The organism is Nostoc sp. C052 (assembly GCF_013393905.1).
Lineage (GTDB): Bacteria > Cyanobacteriota > Cyanobacteriia > Cyanobacteriales > Nostocaceae > Nostoc.
The window spans coordinates 126,849-145,278 of the sequence record NZ_CP040273.1 but is presented as its reverse complement, the minus strand read 5'-3'; the positions used below and the strand labels follow the sequence as shown (position 1 = coordinate 145,278).

General features: G+C 44.2%; 24 protein-coding genes. 14 read left to right on the top strand and 10 right to left on the bottom strand.

Annotation, left to right across the window (positions count from 1 at the left end):
• Positions 1-246 precede the first annotated feature (246 nt).
• The 5 genes from FD723_RS32805 to FD723_RS32790 all read right to left on the bottom strand — a co-directional run bounded on the left by FD723_RS32805 (position 247) and on the right by FD723_RS32790 (position 7,088).
• Complete coding sequence (locus FD723_RS32805; RefSeq protein ID WP_179069462.1) at positions 247-1,155, bottom strand: transposase family protein; 909 nt, start codon at positions 1,153-1,155, stop codon at positions 247-249.
• 352 nt (positions 1,156-1,507) lie between these two features.
• Positions 1,508-2,302, bottom strand: a complete 795-nt coding sequence (locus tag FD723_RS43990; RefSeq protein ID WP_179069461.1) for a calcium-binding protein — start codon at positions 2,300-2,302, stop codon at positions 1,508-1,510.
• Between the two features lie 268 nt (positions 2,303-2,570).
• Entirely contained in the window at positions 2,571-4,937 is a 2,367-nt protein-coding gene (locus tag FD723_RS32795) for a VCBS domain-containing protein (RefSeq protein ID WP_179069460.1), read from the bottom strand.
• Between the two features lie 139 nt (positions 4,938-5,076).
• Entirely contained in the window at positions 5,077-5,379 is a 303-nt protein-coding gene (locus FD723_RS43300) for a tetratricopeptide repeat protein (RefSeq protein WP_256875283.1), read from the bottom strand.
• A gap of 77 nt (positions 5,380-5,456) precedes the next feature.
• Positions 5,457-7,088 (bottom strand): TIGR03032 family protein, encoded by a 1,632-nt coding sequence (locus FD723_RS32790; RefSeq protein ID WP_256875282.1) that lies wholly within the window; start codon positions 7,086-7,088, stop codon positions 5,457-5,459.
• Between the two features lie 717 nt (positions 7,089-7,805).
• Between FD723_RS32790 and FD723_RS32785 the strand changes: the two genes are divergently transcribed.
• Complete coding sequence (locus FD723_RS32785) at positions 7,806-8,021, top strand: WD40 repeat domain-containing protein (protein WP_179069768.1); 216 nt, start codon at positions 7,806-7,808, stop codon at positions 8,019-8,021.
• 28 nt (positions 8,022-8,049) lie between these two features.
• Here the strand turns inward: FD723_RS32785 and FD723_RS32775 are convergent, their stop codons facing one another.
• The 4 genes from FD723_RS32775 to FD723_RS32760 form a co-directional block, all read right to left on the bottom strand.
• Positions 8,050-9,519, bottom strand: a complete 1,470-nt coding sequence (locus FD723_RS32775) for a hypothetical protein (RefSeq protein WP_256875281.1) — start codon at positions 9,517-9,519, stop codon at positions 8,050-8,052.
• 106 nt (positions 9,520-9,625) lie between these two features.
• A complete protein-coding gene (locus FD723_RS32770) occupies positions 9,626-11,224 on the bottom strand; it encodes a hypothetical protein (protein WP_179069459.1) in 1,599 nt (532 codons plus the stop codon).
• 179 nt (positions 11,225-11,403) lie between these two features.
• A complete protein-coding gene (locus FD723_RS32765; RefSeq protein WP_114086169.1) occupies positions 11,404-11,772 on the bottom strand; it encodes a helix-turn-helix transcriptional regulator in 369 nt (122 codons plus the stop codon).
• A gap of 132 nt (positions 11,773-11,904) precedes the next feature.
• Positions 11,905-12,240, bottom strand: a complete 336-nt coding sequence (locus FD723_RS32760) for a hypothetical protein (RefSeq protein WP_256875280.1) — start codon at positions 12,238-12,240, stop codon at positions 11,905-11,907.
• Positions 12,241-12,326: 86 nt separating this feature from the next.
• Here FD723_RS32760 and FD723_RS32755 point away from each other — a divergent pair, with 86 nt between their 5' ends.
• The 6 genes from FD723_RS32755 to FD723_RS32730 all read left to right on the top strand — a co-directional run bounded on the left by FD723_RS32755 (position 12,327) and on the right by FD723_RS32730 (position 15,573).
• A complete protein-coding gene (locus tag FD723_RS32755; protein ID WP_179069458.1) occupies positions 12,327-12,893 on the top strand; it encodes a hypothetical protein in 567 nt (188 codons plus the stop codon).
• A gap of 286 nt (positions 12,894-13,179) precedes the next feature.
• Entirely contained in the window at positions 13,180-13,599 is a 420-nt protein-coding gene (locus FD723_RS32750; protein WP_179069457.1) for a hypothetical protein, read from the top strand.
• A 68-nt stretch (positions 13,600-13,667) separates the two neighbouring features.
• Positions 13,668-13,907, top strand: a complete 240-nt coding sequence (locus FD723_RS32745; RefSeq protein WP_256875279.1) for a hypothetical protein — start codon at positions 13,668-13,670, stop codon at positions 13,905-13,907.
• Positions 13,908-14,008: 101 nt separating this feature from the next.
• Positions 14,009-14,767, top strand: coding sequence for a hypothetical protein (locus tag FD723_RS32740; RefSeq protein ID WP_256875278.1), 759 nt, complete (start codon positions 14,009-14,011; stop codon positions 14,765-14,767).
• A 156-nt stretch (positions 14,768-14,923) separates the two neighbouring features.
• Entirely contained in the window at positions 14,924-15,193 is a 270-nt protein-coding gene (locus tag FD723_RS32735) for a hypothetical protein (protein WP_179069456.1), read from the top strand.
• An 11-nt stretch (positions 15,194-15,204) separates the two neighbouring features.
• The gene (locus FD723_RS32730) at positions 15,205-15,573 is read left to right on the top strand and encodes a hypothetical protein (protein ID WP_256875277.1); all 369 of its coding nucleotides are present in this window, start codon (positions 15,205-15,207) and stop codon (positions 15,571-15,573) included.
• Positions 15,574-15,606: 33 nt separating this feature from the next.
• Here FD723_RS32730 and FD723_RS32725 read toward each other — a convergent pair whose 3' ends face one another.
• The gene (locus tag FD723_RS32725) at positions 15,607-16,386 is read right to left on the bottom strand and encodes an Rpn family recombination-promoting nuclease/putative transposase (RefSeq protein ID WP_179069455.1); all 780 of its coding nucleotides are present in this window, start codon (positions 16,384-16,386) and stop codon (positions 15,607-15,609) included.
• A 175-nt stretch (positions 16,387-16,561) separates the two neighbouring features.
• Here FD723_RS32725 and FD723_RS32720 point away from each other — a divergent pair, with 175 nt between their 5' ends.
• Genes FD723_RS32720 through FD723_RS32690 form a run of 7 tightly spaced genes read left to right on the top strand, consistent with a single transcriptional unit; the run spans position 16,562 to position 18,393 of the window.
• Positions 16,562-16,756: a hypothetical protein gene (locus FD723_RS32720; RefSeq protein WP_179069454.1), complete on the top strand. Its 195-nt coding sequence runs from the start codon at positions 16,562-16,564 to the stop codon at positions 16,754-16,756.
• Positions 16,757-16,764: 8 nt separating this feature from the next.
• The gene (locus FD723_RS32715) at positions 16,765-16,965 is read left to right on the top strand and encodes a hypothetical protein (protein WP_179069453.1); all 201 of its coding nucleotides are present in this window, start codon (positions 16,765-16,767) and stop codon (positions 16,963-16,965) included.
• Entirely contained in the window at positions 16,962-17,285 is a 324-nt protein-coding gene (locus FD723_RS32710; RefSeq protein ID WP_179069452.1) for a hypothetical protein, read from the top strand. Before FD723_RS32715 ends, FD723_RS32710 begins: the two co-directional genes overlap by 4 nt.
• Before the next feature lie 11 nt (positions 17,286-17,296).
• Complete coding sequence (locus tag FD723_RS32705; protein WP_179069451.1) at positions 17,297-17,509, top strand: hypothetical protein; 213 nt, start codon at positions 17,297-17,299, stop codon at positions 17,507-17,509.
• A 33-nt stretch (positions 17,510-17,542) separates the two neighbouring features.
• Positions 17,543-17,818, top strand: a complete 276-nt coding sequence (locus FD723_RS32700; protein ID WP_179069450.1) for a hypothetical protein — start codon at positions 17,543-17,545, stop codon at positions 17,816-17,818.
• Between the two features lie 28 nt (positions 17,819-17,846).
• Positions 17,847-18,059: a hypothetical protein gene (locus tag FD723_RS32695; RefSeq protein WP_179069449.1), complete on the top strand. Its 213-nt coding sequence runs from the start codon at positions 17,847-17,849 to the stop codon at positions 18,057-18,059.
• A gap of 13 nt (positions 18,060-18,072) precedes the next feature.
• A complete protein-coding gene (locus FD723_RS32690; RefSeq protein WP_179069448.1) occupies positions 18,073-18,393 on the top strand; it encodes a hypothetical protein in 321 nt (106 codons plus the stop codon).
• Positions 18,394-18,430: the final 37 nt, after the last annotated feature.

Genomic DNA, 18,430 nt, shown 5'->3' with positions numbered 1-18,430 from the left:
AAAAACCTGTACTTACGAGTATTGAGATACAAAAACCATATCTAAAACTTGAAATTTTGCATAGCCTCGAATAGACTTATCCGCAAAAAGTAAATGCTTACTGTGAATGGGTTTGAGCAATTCAGATTGAATAGGCGATCGCTATCTTACTCTACGAGAAAATAGGTGTTTGGCGGCATTCTGAGACAAAAAATTAAAATTAGAGTAAAAAGTACAAAACGATGAAATCAATTTCAGGATAAAAAATTAAGTATTAATGGTTAAGGATACTAAGCGATTAAGTCTTAACCTAATCAGCCCACAAACTGCCAGAATTACCTGACTATATCGATGACGAGCGAGACGGAATTTTTCCGAGGCTACTCGAAATATTTTTACCCGACATATCATGTGTTCAACGGCAATTCTGCGAGACGAAAGTTGTTTGTTCTCTTGTTTTTGGAATTCCGAAATTTCTGTATTCTTTCGTTTCTTATGAGGTGTGGTAATGGCATCATCTCCAATATAGGCCTTATCACCTATAAACCTTTGTGAGTCAGCAAATTTATTCCAAGTATCTCGAAATAAATTAATATCACTTCTTTTTCCCAGCATTCCCACACAGATATCTACAATATCTTCACCACCTGGTAAGACAATAAACTGGTTTTTTAGAGTATGCATTTTTTTCTTACCAGAGTAATATCTTTTTTGTTCTTGATAGTCTACAGGTCTCGCTGTAGCCTGTTCTGCACTATCAACAATTAATTCATACTCGGACAGCATTTGCTGCAATTCTTGATATTTTTGACTATCTACTGACGCTTCTTCTATTTGAGATGCTGGTAAAATTTCTCTCAAAATATCTACCCAATAGTTAAAAGCATCATTCGCTTTTGTTTTGGAAATATCAAAGAGTAACCCTAAAATTTCAAAAATTGGTTTTTGTCTGAGGTAAACTAGACACAAGCATATTCCTTCTTTCGGTGACATCTCTGGTTTGCGTCCGCCTCCCTTGGCAATAATCCGAACTTTATTTTTTTCAATTTCTGCTTGTTTCTCTCTATGCCTTTTTTCCGCTAAGGATACCAATGCTAAAAACTGGTCATAATTAATCCCTATTAATCGTTTTGCTTCGTGGGGATGTGATTCAATTCTTGCTAAAGGGTTTGTCATATTATCTACATATAATTTTTACTCCGTTTTTTATTATCCCACTTTGTTTATATTAAGGATAAGTCTAATGATAACAATAATTGTTCTTTTAATGAGAATTGCTGGATTGGAGCGACTACAGTGAGCAAGTTGCATCAACGCAAAATCAAGCTTTTCCTGCATTAACTGTCCCATTTTTAGTCCAAAAGTGGGACAGTTAAACCCTTCAAATATCAGAGTAGGCTGAATTGATACTAATTCTTGAAATGTGTGTTATGCCTAGCTTTCAACACCACCGATTTCCTTAGCGACCAAAAATTCTCCATTGCTATACAAAGGCGATTATGGCAAAGTAGCTCTCAAAAAGACGACTTTACGCGGCGGCTATGAAATTAACACCACTGAGTGAACTAGGTGATACTCCTGCTAGTACGCCAATTAAGTCACTACCAGAGAAAATCAATGTACCCGCAATTGGACCTAAGAAAGGTGTATCAACAGTTCCAAATCCTAATCCAAGAGTTACAGATGGACTTACAGCAACAACATCACTAGCTGTCTCAAAGCCGAAAATAACAGCGAAGTCGTTGTTACCAGCATTAGTATAGAAACTAGTAGTAGCATTTCCCAGTACGAAAGTGTCTCGAACGCCATCTGCTGCTGAGGGAGCGAAGGGGTCATCAACATTACCAGCTGAGTCAACGAAACCACCACCAATTAAGTAATCTACCTCTGCGGTTCCGATCGCACCGCCAAATCCATTGAGGATATCGCTACCTTGACCACCAACTACAATGTCATCACCAGTCCCACCATAGAGGATGTCATTACCAATCCCACCATAGAGGATGTCATTACCAGTCCCACCATAGAGCAAGTCATTACCAGTCCCACCATCAAGGAAGTCATCACCAGTACCCCCATTCAGGGTGTCATTACCGTTACCCCCAAACAGAGTATCATTACCTGAATCTCCAGAGAGTTTATCATTGCCATCACCCCCAAAAATCGTGTCATCGCCATTACCCCCAAAAATGTTATCGTCACCACCTCCACCTGTTATGGAATTATTTCCGCTATTACCTAGAATGTTATAAATGTCAGTGGTATTATTTCCTCCAGGTACACTGTATTGATTTTCTGTGTTGCTTAACAATTTAGTAGGCATTTTTTCGATTTCCTATGTTCTAAAAATTACAATTTTTTTTGCCAAGGATATATTTGTTTGAAAAAGCTATTATTGTGTCTATACAAGCATTTTCAACCAGAATAATTACCCTTAGCTGTCAAGTAATGCGGATGAGGTTGCAGATTGCTCATATCACAAAAAAGGCACTAATTAATACCACAGAAAAAGTGATGATGAGATTTTATCAAATCTATTTGCAGAGTGATCGCACCCGTGAAATTCTCAAGAGTGATCGCTACATTTACAATTAAACAATTGCCAAATTGTTGAGATTGCGACTATAGCCAGTAATCTCAATAATCGCGTCATTGTTAGATTGGAAACCAGCTGTGACATCATTCAGCGCCAGAAAGGTGCGGCTACCAAAGCTAAAGGTGGCAGCACCATTAGCCACAAAGTTGCTATTAGTCAACAGTGCCCCCACACCAGCAGCATCTAGACTAATGACTGTCCCCAATTTCCTGACATTGGCAGCGCTGACAGCATTCGGTCCATCAATCAAATCCGTGCCAATTCGCAAATCGGTGATGCGGTCAAAGTTACTCAGCAGAGAATCAGTCAAAGCAAAGCGGAAAGTATCAGCGCCTAGACCACCAGTCAGAACATCCGCGCCAGCACCACCAATGAGTAAGTCATCACCGTTACCGCCAATGAGAGTATCATTCCCTAGACCGCCAATGAGAGTATCATTACCATTGCCGCCATTGAGCAAGTCAGGGCCATCATTGCCTGTGAGGGTGTCTTTGCCATTAAGACCGAGTTGGGTAGAACCAATGAGTAGGTTGACAGTACCTGTAGTTGTACCGCCATTATTGTCAGTCAAGGTGTATTTGAAACTACCCGTACCACTGTTGGTAGGCAAAAAGACGATGAAATCATCAGTAAAATTACTAGGGGTGAAATTATTGAATAAAACTGCGCCACCACCGACAACGTTGCTGATGCCAGTAATCTTCAAGCTATCCCCAGTATCAACATCGCTATCGTTGGCAAGTAAGGTGCTAACAGCAATGCTGGTGGGGATGAGTTGGGTAGCAACTAAGGAGTCTGTACCTGCAACTGGGTTATCGTTGATGCCGTTAATGGTGATGGTAATATTTTGGCTGGCGGTGTCATCAACAGATTTCACGGTGAAGGTTTCAGTTTTGGTGGCTCCGGCTCCCAGGGATTGCACCGCACTATTGGCAACAGTGTAATTCCAAGTGCCATTATCGGTGATGGTGAGGCTACCGAGATTACCACTAGCGGAGGTGACGGTAGTCTTAAATTTGTTTTCGCCAGTATCAACATCAGTGACAGTTAATGCACCCGTGGTGGTTAAATTGGGTGTGGTGGCATCTTCGGTAACTGCATCTGTGGCTGTACCTGAGATGGTAGCCGCATCATTCACCCCAGTAATCGTGATGGTGGCAGTGGCGCTGGCAGTCCCACCCTTACCATCACTGATGGTATAGCTAAAAGACTCAGTGGCAGTGGCTCCTTGAGGTAAATAATCGTAGCCATCTGTCAGAGTAGCAGTGCCATTGGTGGGGTCAAAGGTAAAAGTGCCGTTGGCATTCACCGTGAGTTTCCCATTGCCCAAGTTAATTTGAGTACCAATATTAGCAGCGCTGCCGTTGACTGCTGTTACCGTCAAGGGGTTGCCATCAGGGTCACTGTCAGGGGTGGTGGGGTTGGCAGCTAAGAGATTACCATTAACAACGGTGTTTTCGTTAGTGCTAACGGCATCGTTGACAGCAACAGGAGGGCGATTGGGGTTGTTGTAGAAGTACTTGAGTGTGCCGCTACTTTCCCCAACGATCAAATCCAAGTCGCCATCGCCATCGATGTCAGCAAAGGTGGGGGCGCTGTAAGACCCCACATTAATATCATTAAAGGGGTTGGCTGTGCCTGTTTGCTCTACGTAGACCGGAGTGGTGGCTGTGCCTGTGTTCTTGTAGTACTTGAGTGTGCCGTTACTTTCCCCAACGATCACATCTAAGTCGCCATCGCCATCGATGTCAGCAAAGGTGGGGGCGCTGTAAAAAATCACATTAATATTCCCCACATTAATATCATTAAAGGGGTTGGCTGTGTCTGTTTGCTCTACGTAAACCGGAGTGGCGGCTGTGCCTGTGTTCTTGTAGTACTTGAGTGTGCCGTTACTTTCCCCAACGACCACATCTAAGTCGCCATCGCCATCGATATCAGCAAAGGTGGGAGCGCTGCGACTCCCGACAGAAATGCTATTGAAGGGGTTGGCTGTGCCTGTTTGCTCTACGTAGACCGGAGTGGTGGCTGTGCCTGTGTTCTTGTAGTACTTGAGTGTGCCGTTAAATTCCCCAACGACCACATCTAAGTCGCCATCGCCATCAATGTCAGCTAAGGTGGGGGCACTGTAAAAAATCACATTAATGCTATTGAAGGGGTTAGCTGTACCGTTTTGCTCTGTGTAGACCGGGTTGGTGGCTGTGCCTGTGTTTTTGTAGTAATTGAGCGTGCCGTCAGCTGCCCCAACGATCAAATCATTGTCGCCATCACCATCGATGTCAGCTAAGGTAGGGGCGCTGTGAAAAATCACATTAATGCTATTGAAGGGGTTGTTGCTGTCTGTTAGTTCAATAAAGTTGGTCATAGTGGTTTGTTTTCCTGTGATCAAAAAATGCTGAGAGTTGCCACGCCTGAAAAACTCTAATTCTCTTGGCTTTGTTCGGAGGTTTCAAGCCAATTTCCTCATAGATGTGGCGGCGATCTGTCCGACGGATTAATCTTGCTCATTTATTCCCCACTAAGTTGGCGAGATTTTGGTGTGCTGCTGCTAAGTCTGGTTTGAGTTGAATCGCCAGTTGATAAGCGGCGATCGCCTCCTCCACCTTCCCCTGAATTTGCCAGATTGCTCCCAGGTTGCAGTGTGCTTGGGCAACGTTGGGGTTAATCAAGAGCAGTTTTTGGTAAGCGGCGAGCGCTTGTTCCATCTGCCCCAACCCATGCAAAGCATTACCCAACTGGTTGTAGGCGGCAATGTAATCTGGTTGCAAGCGAATCGCTTCACTAAAGCTAGTGATCGCCCCTTGCAAGTCGCCCTGCTGCGCCCACTGTTTCCCCTGTTCAAATAAGGAACGGGCGGATGTAGTCCGGAATTTTTGCGTTGCTTTTAGCGGGCGCAGCCATCGCTGTTTTCCATCCTGGGTGATTTGCGGTGAGTGCCAACCAAGTTTGTGTGTTTGTGTAACAAAGGTACAAAAGCACTGGCAGTTAACGCTGTCGGCTGGTAAATTACGCTGATTTGATGACAGTCTTCCGCCACCAAAGCTTTTTCTAAATACTGCAACAGCTTGGTGGCAATCCCCTGCTGCCGATATCCTGCCTCAACAAACAGCGAAATCAATTCCGCCGTTTGTTCTGGTAGCATTTCGGCAACAGCAAACGCTACCATTTCCCCCGCCACCGACGCAGAAATCCCCACTAATTCACCCCGTTGGGGTTGGGTTTGCCACCGTTGTTGCAAACTGGGGAAGGTGAAGGCATCGTAATCAGCGAGGCTGCTGGAAGTAAGGTGATAGACGCGCTGGTATTTTGGGGCATCGGGCATTGGGTATGGGGCATTGGGAGATTCTTCGGTGTTTGAGCCTTCCCATATTTGGTGGGGTAATCCGGCGACGGGAGCCTTACCGCCAATGCTGGGGCGTTTTGCTGTGGGTTTGGTAGTGACAATGCCCCCAGAACCGGGAAAGGTAACTAGGCGCTCAATTTCTTCAGATTGAAAGCCCAAAGCCTGGGGTTGGCGTACCCCTGGTAGCACTGCCACATCAAATAATTCTTCCACTACTCCATCTAGATGCAGCCAATGCACTGTTTCCCCAGTATTGATATCAATCACCATCAACCCACACTGGGAAGTTTTGCCCAGAGTGGCCAGCCTTTCTTCTAAAGGGAGTCCGCTAAAAGTAGGCGATCGCAATTTCGACAAGCCCACAATGGCGAAGTTTTGCCATAATGCCAGCCCCCGCACAAACCCAGGACAAAAGGTAATAGATACAAATTGGCTGCCATCTAAGTAGCCAAAGTCTCCTGTCCCCGCATTCAATAGCCACAGCTTGCCTTGATACCAGCGCGGTGAGTGGGGCATAGATAAACCAGTGGCGATGATGTCATCGCTTTGCACATCAATCACTACACCTCCACCTACTCTGTGATTGCGCCAACCTGCGGCGGTGTCGGTGGTGCTACAGGCGGTGACGTATCTTGGTTTGCGATCGCGTAACGCTAACCCGTTGAGGTGACAGCGGTCTTCGGCGGCTAGCTTGGAAATAAACGGCGGTTGCCACAGGGGAACAAAACTGTAGTCGTTGCTGATGGTAGCCAGGCAGCTAAAATCTGTATTGACAAATATGATATTTTCTGACTCATCCAGCACAACATCGTGGATATTCAAGTCGCCAGTAGTGTATGCCGTGCGAGGGATGTAAAGGCGATCGCTTTGCTGATAAATTTCCCCTGGTTTGAGTAAATTCTCAAATCGCCAAATTTGATAACGCGTGCTAACATATATACTGTTATTGACTGCATACATGCCCATCGGTTTATCAAACAATCGCTCTTTGGCAACTACTCGTCCTTGTTCATTGCAACCGATAAAAAACAGGCGATTGGTTTGATAAGTAGTGAAGGTGAGGCTAAGAAGGTGGGTTTGCAGCCAGGTTACTAAGTGCGACGAACAGGCAATTTCTAATTTGGGCGCACTTGATAATGGCATGGCGTTACTGTAGGGCAGAAAACTTTCCATACTGAAGTTTTAAATTCATTAATAATTTTTGACAGTACAAAACAGTTTCCATTACTTCTGTAATGGGAATCTGCACAGGTAGCACCCGACTTGTAATTTTTATTTAGTAGTGATAGTAATTTTACGGCTAAATATGCAGTAATTGAGGAGACTTTATCAAAAGTTAAATAAATAAATATAAATCATCCTTCTAAGGGCATAATTCAGAGAGAATAAGTTGAGTGCTGAGTTAATTGTCAGTTGTTAGGGTGTAAGAGTTAAGATGTGGGGTGAATGGCACCCTTGTAAAGCTGAAAGCTCGTCTGGGCAGGGGGGTAGGGTGTGGGGTGGTGCGACTCGTTTGCGGTGAATTCATAACCCGTAGTGAGAACGTCAAGGCAGAACCTTGAAAATCTCATAACTGTTCCCAGGATGGAGGTGTAATCCCTCCCCTTCAAGGTTAGAAGTGACTCCCTATCTGTCCACACCGAGGTTAATCACGCCTTTGGTTATGCGAACAAGCCGGAAAGATTGAAGCTGTAATTGCCCAGCTTAAAGGGGATTGCAATACCTGAAAACGGGCTATGAATGTGATTTTGGGCTTTTACCCAGTTACCCGTAGGTTGCTAGGAGCCGCGATGCGCCTAAAGGTGTATGTCCGGTTCTGAAGGAGAGGTGCGCCGTAGCAATACGGACATCGACTCTAACTAGGGAAAAATCTAAGAAAATTAAGTATTTATTAAACGCAATACACTACGAGGTGTAGTAGGAAAAACTTTAGCTAGTGGCAGTGCCAATAGCACAATTAAACTTTGGCATTTATGTACAAAAGAGTTGATAAATACTCTTTCAGGACATTCATCACATATTCATTCTGTAGCTTTCAGTCCTGATGGTAAAACAATTGTTAGTGGTAGTCAGGACAAAACAATTAAAATTTGGCGGTGTGAGTGATATCGAGATTGGTAGTAAAGAGCAATTGCTATTTATCCCAACTAACCAACACCTCATCCACAACTGCAATCCCCCACTGCGGAAACTTCGCCAAAAGCTTTTTGATCACAATCTGCAAAGCCGGATCATCATGACAGCATTGTTGGAGAAAGTCAAAGCCCGGATTTTCCCCAACCAGAGAAGCCATCTTCAGTTTCTCCATTCGCAATAGTCTAGCTTGGGATCTCATGGCGATATCTTCTCTACGAGACGCTCCGCGAACGGCGGTAAACAACGTCTCACTAGATTTTTGCACCTGATAATTGACTACAGATATATTCCACTGCTTCTCAAACTTGCTGATTGTTGCCCTCATGCTGGCGTAATACTTGCTGTCTAGCAAATACTGAATTACCCACAATGGGGGGCATTCTCCAACGTTTGCTCTATCCAACCATTCAAATATCTCACTTTGATTTAATGACACGGACGCTTGATTAGCGATCGCAGAATTTAGAGAAAATTCATTTTGTGCAACGGGCGCGGCGGAACAAGTACCTTCTCTACGAGAGGCTACGCGAACATGACAGTCTTTCGGCTCAAAACCAGAGACTTGATTTTCTCCCGATAAGGAAGCAGGATAAACCTGTTCTACTTGCTCTTGTGTTTGATTAGCGATCGCAGAATTTAGAGAAAATTCATTTTGTGCAACAGGTGCGGCGGAACAATTACCTCCATGAGGGAATATCGCTTCAAGGCCACAATCCTGGCCTTCTCCTATCAACAAAGCAGATTCACCCTGTACAACTTCCACTAGCGCCAGCGATGTACAGTCATTCGCCGTAGGCGAGTCTTCCTCATTCTCTGACACGTCTTGAACAGACTGAGGCGACGCGACCCCCAAGGGAGCGTGAGCCGTCTCATCACAGGGCAAAATCTCATAAAGCGTGTCAGAGAAACATCTCACCAACTCATTTGATGAGTTGGTGAGATGTTCCTGACCAGTTCGTGAGGGTTCTTGGAACGTTTGTTCTGACTGACTTTTACCTGAAATAGATGCTTTATACGAAGCACGCATTTCTTCAGAGCCAGCATCTTTATCTGAAATCTCAGCATTTGGTTCTCGTTTTTGAGAATCTGGTTGCTGATTTTCCGAATTAGCTTTCTCCCAAAATTCCTTCATCCGGCTGCCATGCAAATTCTTCACCATCCAGACAACGGTTTCTCGGCTATCCTGTATCGATTTATCTGGCTTGAAAATGAACAACCCGCTTTCGGAGAGAATTTTCTTCGCAGAGATAAAAGTACTGTACCCCAAAGCTGAGGATAAAGGCATCCACCGAGAACCGTAGGGGTCAGCCGTCCAACACTCCTGCCATAGCTGATTGACTGAAGGCTTTTGTTGCGATGCCCAGAGCATATCTTGAATCGGAATAATCACATGAAGCCGCTTGTACGGTGACTGTACTTTAGCGGCAACAGCCTTTTTGGACTTGGGACGAGTAATAGTTGCAGTCATCTTTCAATCTCCTGTTTATATTGACGCACGGAAATTTCCCCCACTGTCATTGCGGGGCTTGGTACTTGCATTTGGTTGTCTAAAAAGTCATCGATACACTGAAAGCCTATTGAGGCTGCCAGAATCGCAATTCATCTCGGAAATACCTATCAGTCTTTTTCGATTGCTCTTTCCAGCAATCCCATGCAACGATTACCTCATCTCCCAAATCCTGAATCACTTCTCCTCTGGCGACATACAAAGTGCGGTAAGGGTCAGCGTGGGCAACAACGGAACCAACGCCAATGGTGTCCGGTTGAGAGAATGCTTTTTGGAGTGCGGTAATTAACTCTGTTTCCTCAGTGGTCAATTCCGCCCAATAGTCTTGTTTAATTACCTCATACTCTTGGGCAACATTTAAAAACTCCTGCCACGTACACCCAGGCTTTGCAAGCACCCGCCGGATATCACTAACCGCTTGAGGCAACATTTCTAATTGCTCGGCTCGGTAAGCGATCGCGGATTGTGTAGGCTCACTCCCCAGAATTAGCGCCGCAGCTTCGAGCGCTTGGGTGTTGTTCATTGCGCTGGCAAGGTTTTTCAAAGCCATGCCCATGAGCCGCAGACATTCTTGGGCGTTTTCTTTCGGCGGTTCCTGGGCCAGCGATCGCAAATCAATGGTTTTCTCTAACGCTTGTTTCACCTGTCTGTTTAACGCTTTGGTCGCTTGCTGCGTGAGAGTATTTCCCCACTGTTGGACAGGATGCTGTTGTACGGCGTGTTCTAGTTCATGAATCCGCTGCTGGAGTTGTTGATTCTCAATCTCTAACTTTCTCAACCCCTCCATCTCGTCTAAACGCTGCTGCAATTGAATATTCTGCTCCTTCTGCTGCTTGTACAGGTTTTGCAGAGATTGAATTTGCTCTTGTACCTGGGCTTCGGCTCTGGTAACTGCTTCTGTTTGCAAGCCAATTCTCAGTTCTTGCTCTAGGCGCTCTAACTCTTGCTGATGTTGCTCTTTAATTTGAGCGATCGCTTCGGTATATTCTGGTGAATATTTACGCTCTCTGGTAAAGGGAACGCTGGGGGCATCTAAATCAGCATTGTTGATCAACAACCTCTCGCCATCAGCAAAGGTAACAATCTGTTGCCAGTGATTCGGCGCGTCTGCCTCAATGGTTCCCTCATCTCCATACCTTGGGTGTGACTGTTGTGAAACTATGACTTTGGCGGATTTAGGAACCAATGGTTCTTCAATTTTGGGAACCATTGGTTCCTGAACAATATGTTTTTTACGTGGAAGTTGAGGAACCACTTTTTGGGCAGCAGCCGCAAAGTCTGATTCACCAGGGGACGGGTTATCTTTGAGAGCGATCGCTACAGCTTGTTTTAGTTTTTCTGGTTCCTTGACTAGCCGCAGCAGTGGACGAGCTTGGCGCTCATTTTTGATGTGTTCGCCCAACTCACCAACTGCGTCTATGACCTTTTTGGCTCCTAGCAGTTGGTTGATTCGTCGGTATCCACCCCAGGGGTATAATTCACGCTGGCAGTATTCTTCAAAGTTTTTATAGCCAGCTTGCAGGTAAAGCTGCTGTTCCCTCATCAGAAGGATTTCATCTACCGCTTGCCACTCGAATCGGTCGATGGCTGTGAAGGTTTCCTGGATACTGGTGTTGAGGTTGCTGTAATTGAGTGCTGATGTTTCTTCTCTTTCTAGTGTCAGCATATCTCTTGCCCACTATGGTAAATGCTTAAAAATTGAGGTGTTGCAGCTTAACCAAAGTGAACCAAGTAACTGCTTTGGGGGATTTTTCCAAAAATGTGTCAGCATTATAGTTAGCTCACTTTGTCGTTAACGGATTGAGCAGGCGATCGCATAGCTTTGGTCGGCGGCGGTCGCTTTTACTAGGCAGCAGTTGATAACGAAGTATTTTCTATTTCAGTTTTAGAACTCGTTATACGAGATTTTTTTTGCTGGGTTGGTGCTTTGGCTCCTTTGATTTCATAATTCTCATCAACAACTGGGTTTGGCCCTCTGGCGTAGCTAATTAAGTCAGAAGGGGTAATCTCTCCTTCCAAGTCTTGTGCCAGTCTATTTAAGCATTCACAAAGATTGTTTAAAATCTCACCATCCAACCGTGGCATAGTTCTAGCGTTTCGTAAGTTCGATACGGAGTTAGCGCTAACCCCCATTTCTGCGGCAAGGTCACGGGCTTTAATGTTATGCCTTGCCATTACTTCTTTTAACTTCCACTTAATCAAGGCTTGATTCATAATTCTACACCTTAAGCTTACTTCTATCCTTACCTTACCACAAATAATCAAGCTTAGTGCTATATAAATCAAGAAATAAGCCTTATAAATACAAGTTTAGCCTTGACAAATCCAGTTTTAACCTTTATATTATTAATCATAAGGGGCAAGGGAAAGCAAACTGCCTGCACCCGGACGCAATAAAGGGTTTGCACTATCTGAACTTTGACAGCAATCCAAAGTGACCGATTGAGAACTAACCGAGGCACTGGCACAACCAGAGAAGGCGATGGGTACACAGATGGGAAATGGATTTGCACTAAATAAGAAATTACCAGCAGGACGACGGACGGCAGTTGAAGCGTTTGAAGTCGTACACGTCGCCTGATACGCTGTATCTCCTGTTTTGGTATCACTCAAATGCCACTGGCTTTGAGTCGCAAATATATGGCTACGCCAAATCTTTTTGAGAGCGTTGTGCTGAACCACAACGTTCTTTGCACACATAACAAAGGCAATCGCCCACCGTCCAAAGTTTGCGATCGCCTTTTACCCTTTTATCAAGGAACTCTATTATGCCTTATACAACACATACACAGCAAGCAATTCCTAGTTTTTCTGTTGATGAGCAAGCCCTCGCCCAAGCAGAACTGTACAGCCACCTGGAAACCCAAGCCGAAGCTGTAGCCCCAACCCAAGATCCTCTCACCAGCAGAGATCGCCGCATCATTGGCGAGATTATCGAAGTCGAACCCGAATCCGTTCGCACTATCTGGATAGAAGGTGGAATCACCGTATGGGTGCAATTAGTAGGTGGTGGACGGCTGCCCTTCGATAAAAACTGGTTCGCTACAAGAGTTGCAGAGGTCAAAGCGACTCTCCCAGAAACACCCCTGGAGCGCAACGAGCGATTGAGCGATGAACTGGAAAAAGCCTGCACTGTTTTTGGTCTGTATCATGGTGAGATAAATTGGCTCTCGTTCAGCACCAAACTCTACCAAGACGGGCATTTGGTCGGCTTCGTCGGGTGCAACCAACAAGGTTGGTACGCTCGACCAAGACAGTACGGGGTAAATCGTGTGGCTGCGAGTGCAGAACAAGTGATTGCGTCGTTGGGAGTCCGAGCGGCAGTAGCGGCTTAGTTGCTGAAGGTAGAAAAGGCGATTGCTGCCCCAAGACAAGAGCAATCGCCTCCAAAGCTCAATCGCTGCTTTAGAAATAACAATCATGACACAAAGTGCAGCAAATAACCTCTTACTTCAAGTAGGTGGCTGTCACGAGAGAATTCTCCTACCTCCGACAGATGCGAATGCAGAGGTGTAAGAAATTCCTGGTACTGAAAGTGAGAAAGGCGGTTGCAGTCCAAGAGAAAAGCAATCGCCTCGACAACGAAATTTAGACAATCGAAATCATCATGGCACATGAAATATGATTAGCCCATTTTCTCTTCAAGAGGCTCAGTTGGATGATTTAACAGAGAAAATTCTCTTGCCTCCAACCGACCCCAATGCAGAGGTCACGCAAATCACTGGATACAAGCTGGTTTACGTAGATGGAGCTTGCCCCAGAACCTATCGAGTGTACAAAGCTCATTCGATGATTGGGGTGATATTTCAACATATTACCCACTGGTCGAATGCTGTAGATAAAATTCGATACGCCGAATCGGTGGATGCAGCAGTCGGACTAGACGACTTTATGACGATGACAGGCTACTTTACAACGGCTACAGAACAACCACCCACGGAAGAAGAGTTATTGGATAAAGAATTCGATGCGCTTACGAGTGAGGATTGGGAGAGGCTGAAGAGGTACGTTCCAGAAACTAGAGATTTAGTTGCAGCGTAAGGAAACGGGTGGGCAGGACAGACCCACCTGTATGGCGAGGAGCAAAACTAAATTATTAGTTTATCCGAATGCAACAACACAATTCATCGAATATACCAATGGAACCGATAGAAATCCTACAAGAATTTAACTCGTGCTACGCAAAGATTCAGGCGATCGCCCAAGATGAAAACTGGCTCTTGTTGATTGCAAACAAAAAGATTGACCCAGAAGCCGCAACTCATTTGGGCGATGTTCTGCATTACTTGAGTGAAGTAATGGGTTGTGTAGAAGAAATCGTTGAAGTCAAAACAATTCAAAATTGCTGAACTACTCACTTATGAGTTAAAAGCAATTCCCACACTGTCATAAATAGCTAAGTCGAACAGTATCCAGTATCAACACAATTTTTAGCAACAACAACGCAATTATGGAAACAATCATTATCAACAACAGCGTCTTTCTCATTCCACCTAGCCAACCGAAACTACAAGCGAATTGCGCTAAGGAATACGGTCAATTCCTTCTCGATTGTCCTCCAAAATTGACAATTTTAGAAGCACAAGCCGGAGGATATCTCAAGGGAAATAAGGCAGACTTTGCGATCGCTATATCCCGCCCTGACCGTGCCTTGACCATCAACGAAAACTTTACTAACGAGCCATTTACCGAACTATGGGTAATTCCAGTGGCAGGAGGACTCAAAGACCAGTTCAAGGGCCCAGCCTCCATGCTGCTTTCTTTCCTGATCCACCGCCGCAGTAAAGACAATTTTGCTGGATTGTACAACCACTTCGCCCATCGTGCTTTCCAGCAGTGGTGCGAAGAGGGGATGCCGGGAGATCCAAAGGAGTTCTGTTATCAGGCGATCGCTTCGGTACTGAAAAACTACATTTTCTGCGCCGAGTTCCAGAAGGTAGAGGGAGCGCTGGGAACGTACTGGTTCATCCAATGGTCGTACCGTAACCCACAGTCTGACTTTGAGAAAGATGCTCTCGTTGCAGCAGAGATGATTCGTAGTGGTGCGGAATCTGGGGCAACACTGCACTGGGTAACAAATGAAACTTACGAGCGATGGGCTAGTAATGCTGTCACTGCACCAGCATTACCCCCGATTTCGGAAACTGAGGCACGGGCATCTCTGCAAGCGCAGAATCAGACTGTTATGCCGCAAGGTAACAAGCGGTAATTAAACACGAAAAAGGCGATTCACCTTTGAAACCAATTCACTAAATTTCTTAATTGCGTTAGCGGAGCGGGGCGTTAGCAAGAGTGCGAATTGCGAATTGCGAATTGCGAATTGGTATGAGTCACCACTACATAAACTAGCAGCAAAAACAAGTCAATGAAAATCGGTACTGTTTCAATTAGTTATTCGAGAAAGTTTAACTTGGGCAACTACGAATCAATCGAATTGGGCTGTTCTTTATGGGCACAGGTTGAAGATGAAGAAGATGCAGACGGTGTAGTTCAATTTCTTTATTACCAAGCAAAAGCATCAGTCAAAGAGGCTGCAATGCCAGTAATTAAAGCTAACGAATTCCAAATTAACAAAGCCAAATCTCAGCGCAAAGTTGCAACTGATGAAGGTGTTGGAGAAATAGATAATTTTTGAGCAAATCAAACATGAAACAACTAACAGGCTTTATTCCCATTGCCGCATTACCAGAATCTACTGAGGCTTCTGCTAAAAAACACCTGCTGGAAACAATTGAATGGCTCCACAAAGAAGGTGCTGCTACTGAAACCAATCTCAAACTCTTGACTGCAATTGTCGAATCAATTGTTTGCTCGGAAGAATCATATACCCGATTTTTACAGTGTGGGTTTGATGCAGCCATTAAGTTTTTCGATACCAATTCTCAGAACTGGGAATTTTTGTTGAGTCAACGTCATCACCTCATAATCCCAGAAATTGGGATGGTTATAAAAGGTGACAAAGCAACCACCGTCATTGAGTGCCGGAGAATATGGGGACTTGAAAAGCAGCCCTAGTTGACCTGATCTGGTACAGAAATCGTATCAAAATCACCCTTGGTTCTCAGATTCTCCCTGTTGTAGTTGTTGCACTACTTCTACTGATAAGTCAGTCAGCCGAGCGATCACATCAACAGCCATGCCCTCTTTTAAGAGATTAACAGCAATTTGACGGGCTTTTTTATCGCTACCTTCTTCTTCACCTTCGATTTTAATTTGTTGGTAAATCACAGACTCACGCATTATGTCCTTCCTGAATAAACGTTCAATTACATCTTTTTCTAATACTAACCCAGCAAGAATTGCAGAGGCAGCAGCAATATTACTTTGTTTTCGCCTGTCAGCAATTTTGTCAACAGCCGCAGATGACTGTTGTAATGTAGCAACTTTGTTCTCAGTAGCACTCAAAACCGCAAACGGCAGTAATCCTGGTGCTGCCAAAAAGACCTCTGGCGGTTGCTCCCACAAACGAATCACTGAAAATTCATGTTGTAAACTTCCAGCAGTGAAAGTAGTTTGATACACTTTCTCCGATTCGGTTTTATCTAAGTAAATTACCACTTGGTGCATTCGTTTCTTGGGAAAACGGCGATACACCCTCAAACGGTAATCAGCCATCCGAAACGGCATATCGTCATCTGGTTTGGTCTGGAATTCAATGTGGAGAACAACTTCATCTGATTGCAACAAGATTAAAGCATCAGCACGAATAGGTTCTAAAGACAATTCTGTAGGACTTAATTTGGTTAAAGTAATTGGTTCTCCTAATAACCAAGTAGCGAAATCAGGAGAATACATCTCAGCGATAAATTTGCAAGTGTTATCAAACATGAACACCTTTTTCAAACATGAAGGAATTTTACCATCATCTTAGCTAATTACAGTAATTAAGTTTTAGTTATCAACACAATAAAAAGGTACTAAGCCGATGAATCTTTTGGCAATATGGTATCGGAAGAAACTCGAATTACTAATCAATAATAGGCTGTTCAGCTAAGGATTAAAAATGGCTAATCTTCCACCAATTAATTCAGTTGTCAAAGTCATTAAAGCACTGACAGAAAAAGACCCAAGGTTAGGGCAAACAGGTACAGTCATCCAGTATTCAGGACACGGCATGGTTTGTGTTCATTTCCCAGATATGCCGCCTGGTCAAGGATTTTTTTTCAATCCACATCATTTACAAATCATAGAGTCATAGCGAAGATTATGCCGAGAAAATCCACTTACCCCACCACTGCCGACCAGTCGCACCAATGCCTACAGTACCTTCGTCGTTGTGGAGGTAGCGCTCGATTATGCACTATAAACTTTAGTCTTAGCGTGATTCAAACACTGGTCAATCAAAAGTTGGTGAAGATTAATAATACAGGTACAGGTTTCTATGTTCAATTGGAGGATGCTAAATGACTCACCATAAACAAGTCGTTTATCAATCTCAATTAAACCACAAGAGTAAATTAGTTCTTCGCCGCCGGACTCGAAAAAGATTCAACCCCAGGATTTTCATCGATCGCACCATAAAAACAACTGCAATTATTTCTCTACTTTTTACCGGATTTACGGGAGTAGGAGCAACAGGCTGCTGGGGAATGGAGATTGCTACGAGTTCTCATTACTGGCAGCAACAGAAAAAGACCTGCTTGGGGATGATGTTAGTAAGTTTTTCTGGCTTCTTGAGCAATGCTTTGATTGGAGCGGGTTTCAGTATTCAACGGGACAAATTTTAGGAGGAACAACGATGGAAATTAAATTAACCACCTCAGAGATTCGGACTATTTTGCAAGGATGTCAATATACGTTGCGGCTTGTGGGGAGTAGTAAGGATTATCGCAGGCTTCAATCGTCAGAGTACTTTTCTACCTCGAATGGTGTGGTCTTAAACGATGCTTTTAATATTTTGGGAGAAATAGTGGATGCAATTGATGGTGTACAGCAGGCAACTCAACAGTAAACAGAAAGAATCTAAATTTAGAAGGGTAAGGAAATGACGTTAACTCTGAATAATCGCTCTCGAAACAAAGAATCTTCCCTGACGCAAGCATTACGGCAGATACAACAGCTAAACTCCAAAATTGCTGTGTTAGAGCGGCAGCATCAAGATTATGTGCAGAAGCAACAAAATCTGATTGCAGCCATTGCTGAAATTTGTATTTCTCCGATACAGGAAGTACAGGCGCTTCGTATTCTGATTTATCGGGGAGAGGCAGCTTGTCGGCAGTACTTGCGTTCAGTGTTGGTGAAGCAAAAGAAGGATTCATAACCTTTACTAAGCAAAGGAAATTTAAATTATGAAACGGAATCAAGCACAAGTAATTGTTGTAAGTCTCACTGGCACATTAGCGGCCATATCTATCGGGTATTTGGGAGTGCAATTTTTTGGCAAGAATGCAATGTACATAATTGCGACAGGAATGTTTGGGCTGGGTACTGGGGGAGCTATCGGTCAGGTTTTGGTAGAGAAAAGGCAGCAGCGAGTAGTACAAACACAGTTAAGGCAATAATAGGAGCAATCGCATGGAAACTTCAAAAGTTGTCACTATTCCTAACCATTGGACATCACCAAAATACTCGTTAGGGCAAAGAACTAAGCAGGGAGTGATTGTTGGGATTCAGTATTATCCACCCAATAATTTACTGACTGGCTTATGTAACGAATCTTGGCGTTATGCTGTCCTAGATAAAAACGATTTTTCCGAAGTGTCACATCTTGAAGAAGAGAAAATTCATCTACTTACATCACTTGAATTACGTGCTGAACTTGAAGCTGAAATTGAAGCGTATCAGCGTAAAATACTAATTCTCAAGCACCAAATGGGGGCAATATCTAATGCTTAAATCAGTATTCACGTACTAAGAAGCACCTCTAATAATA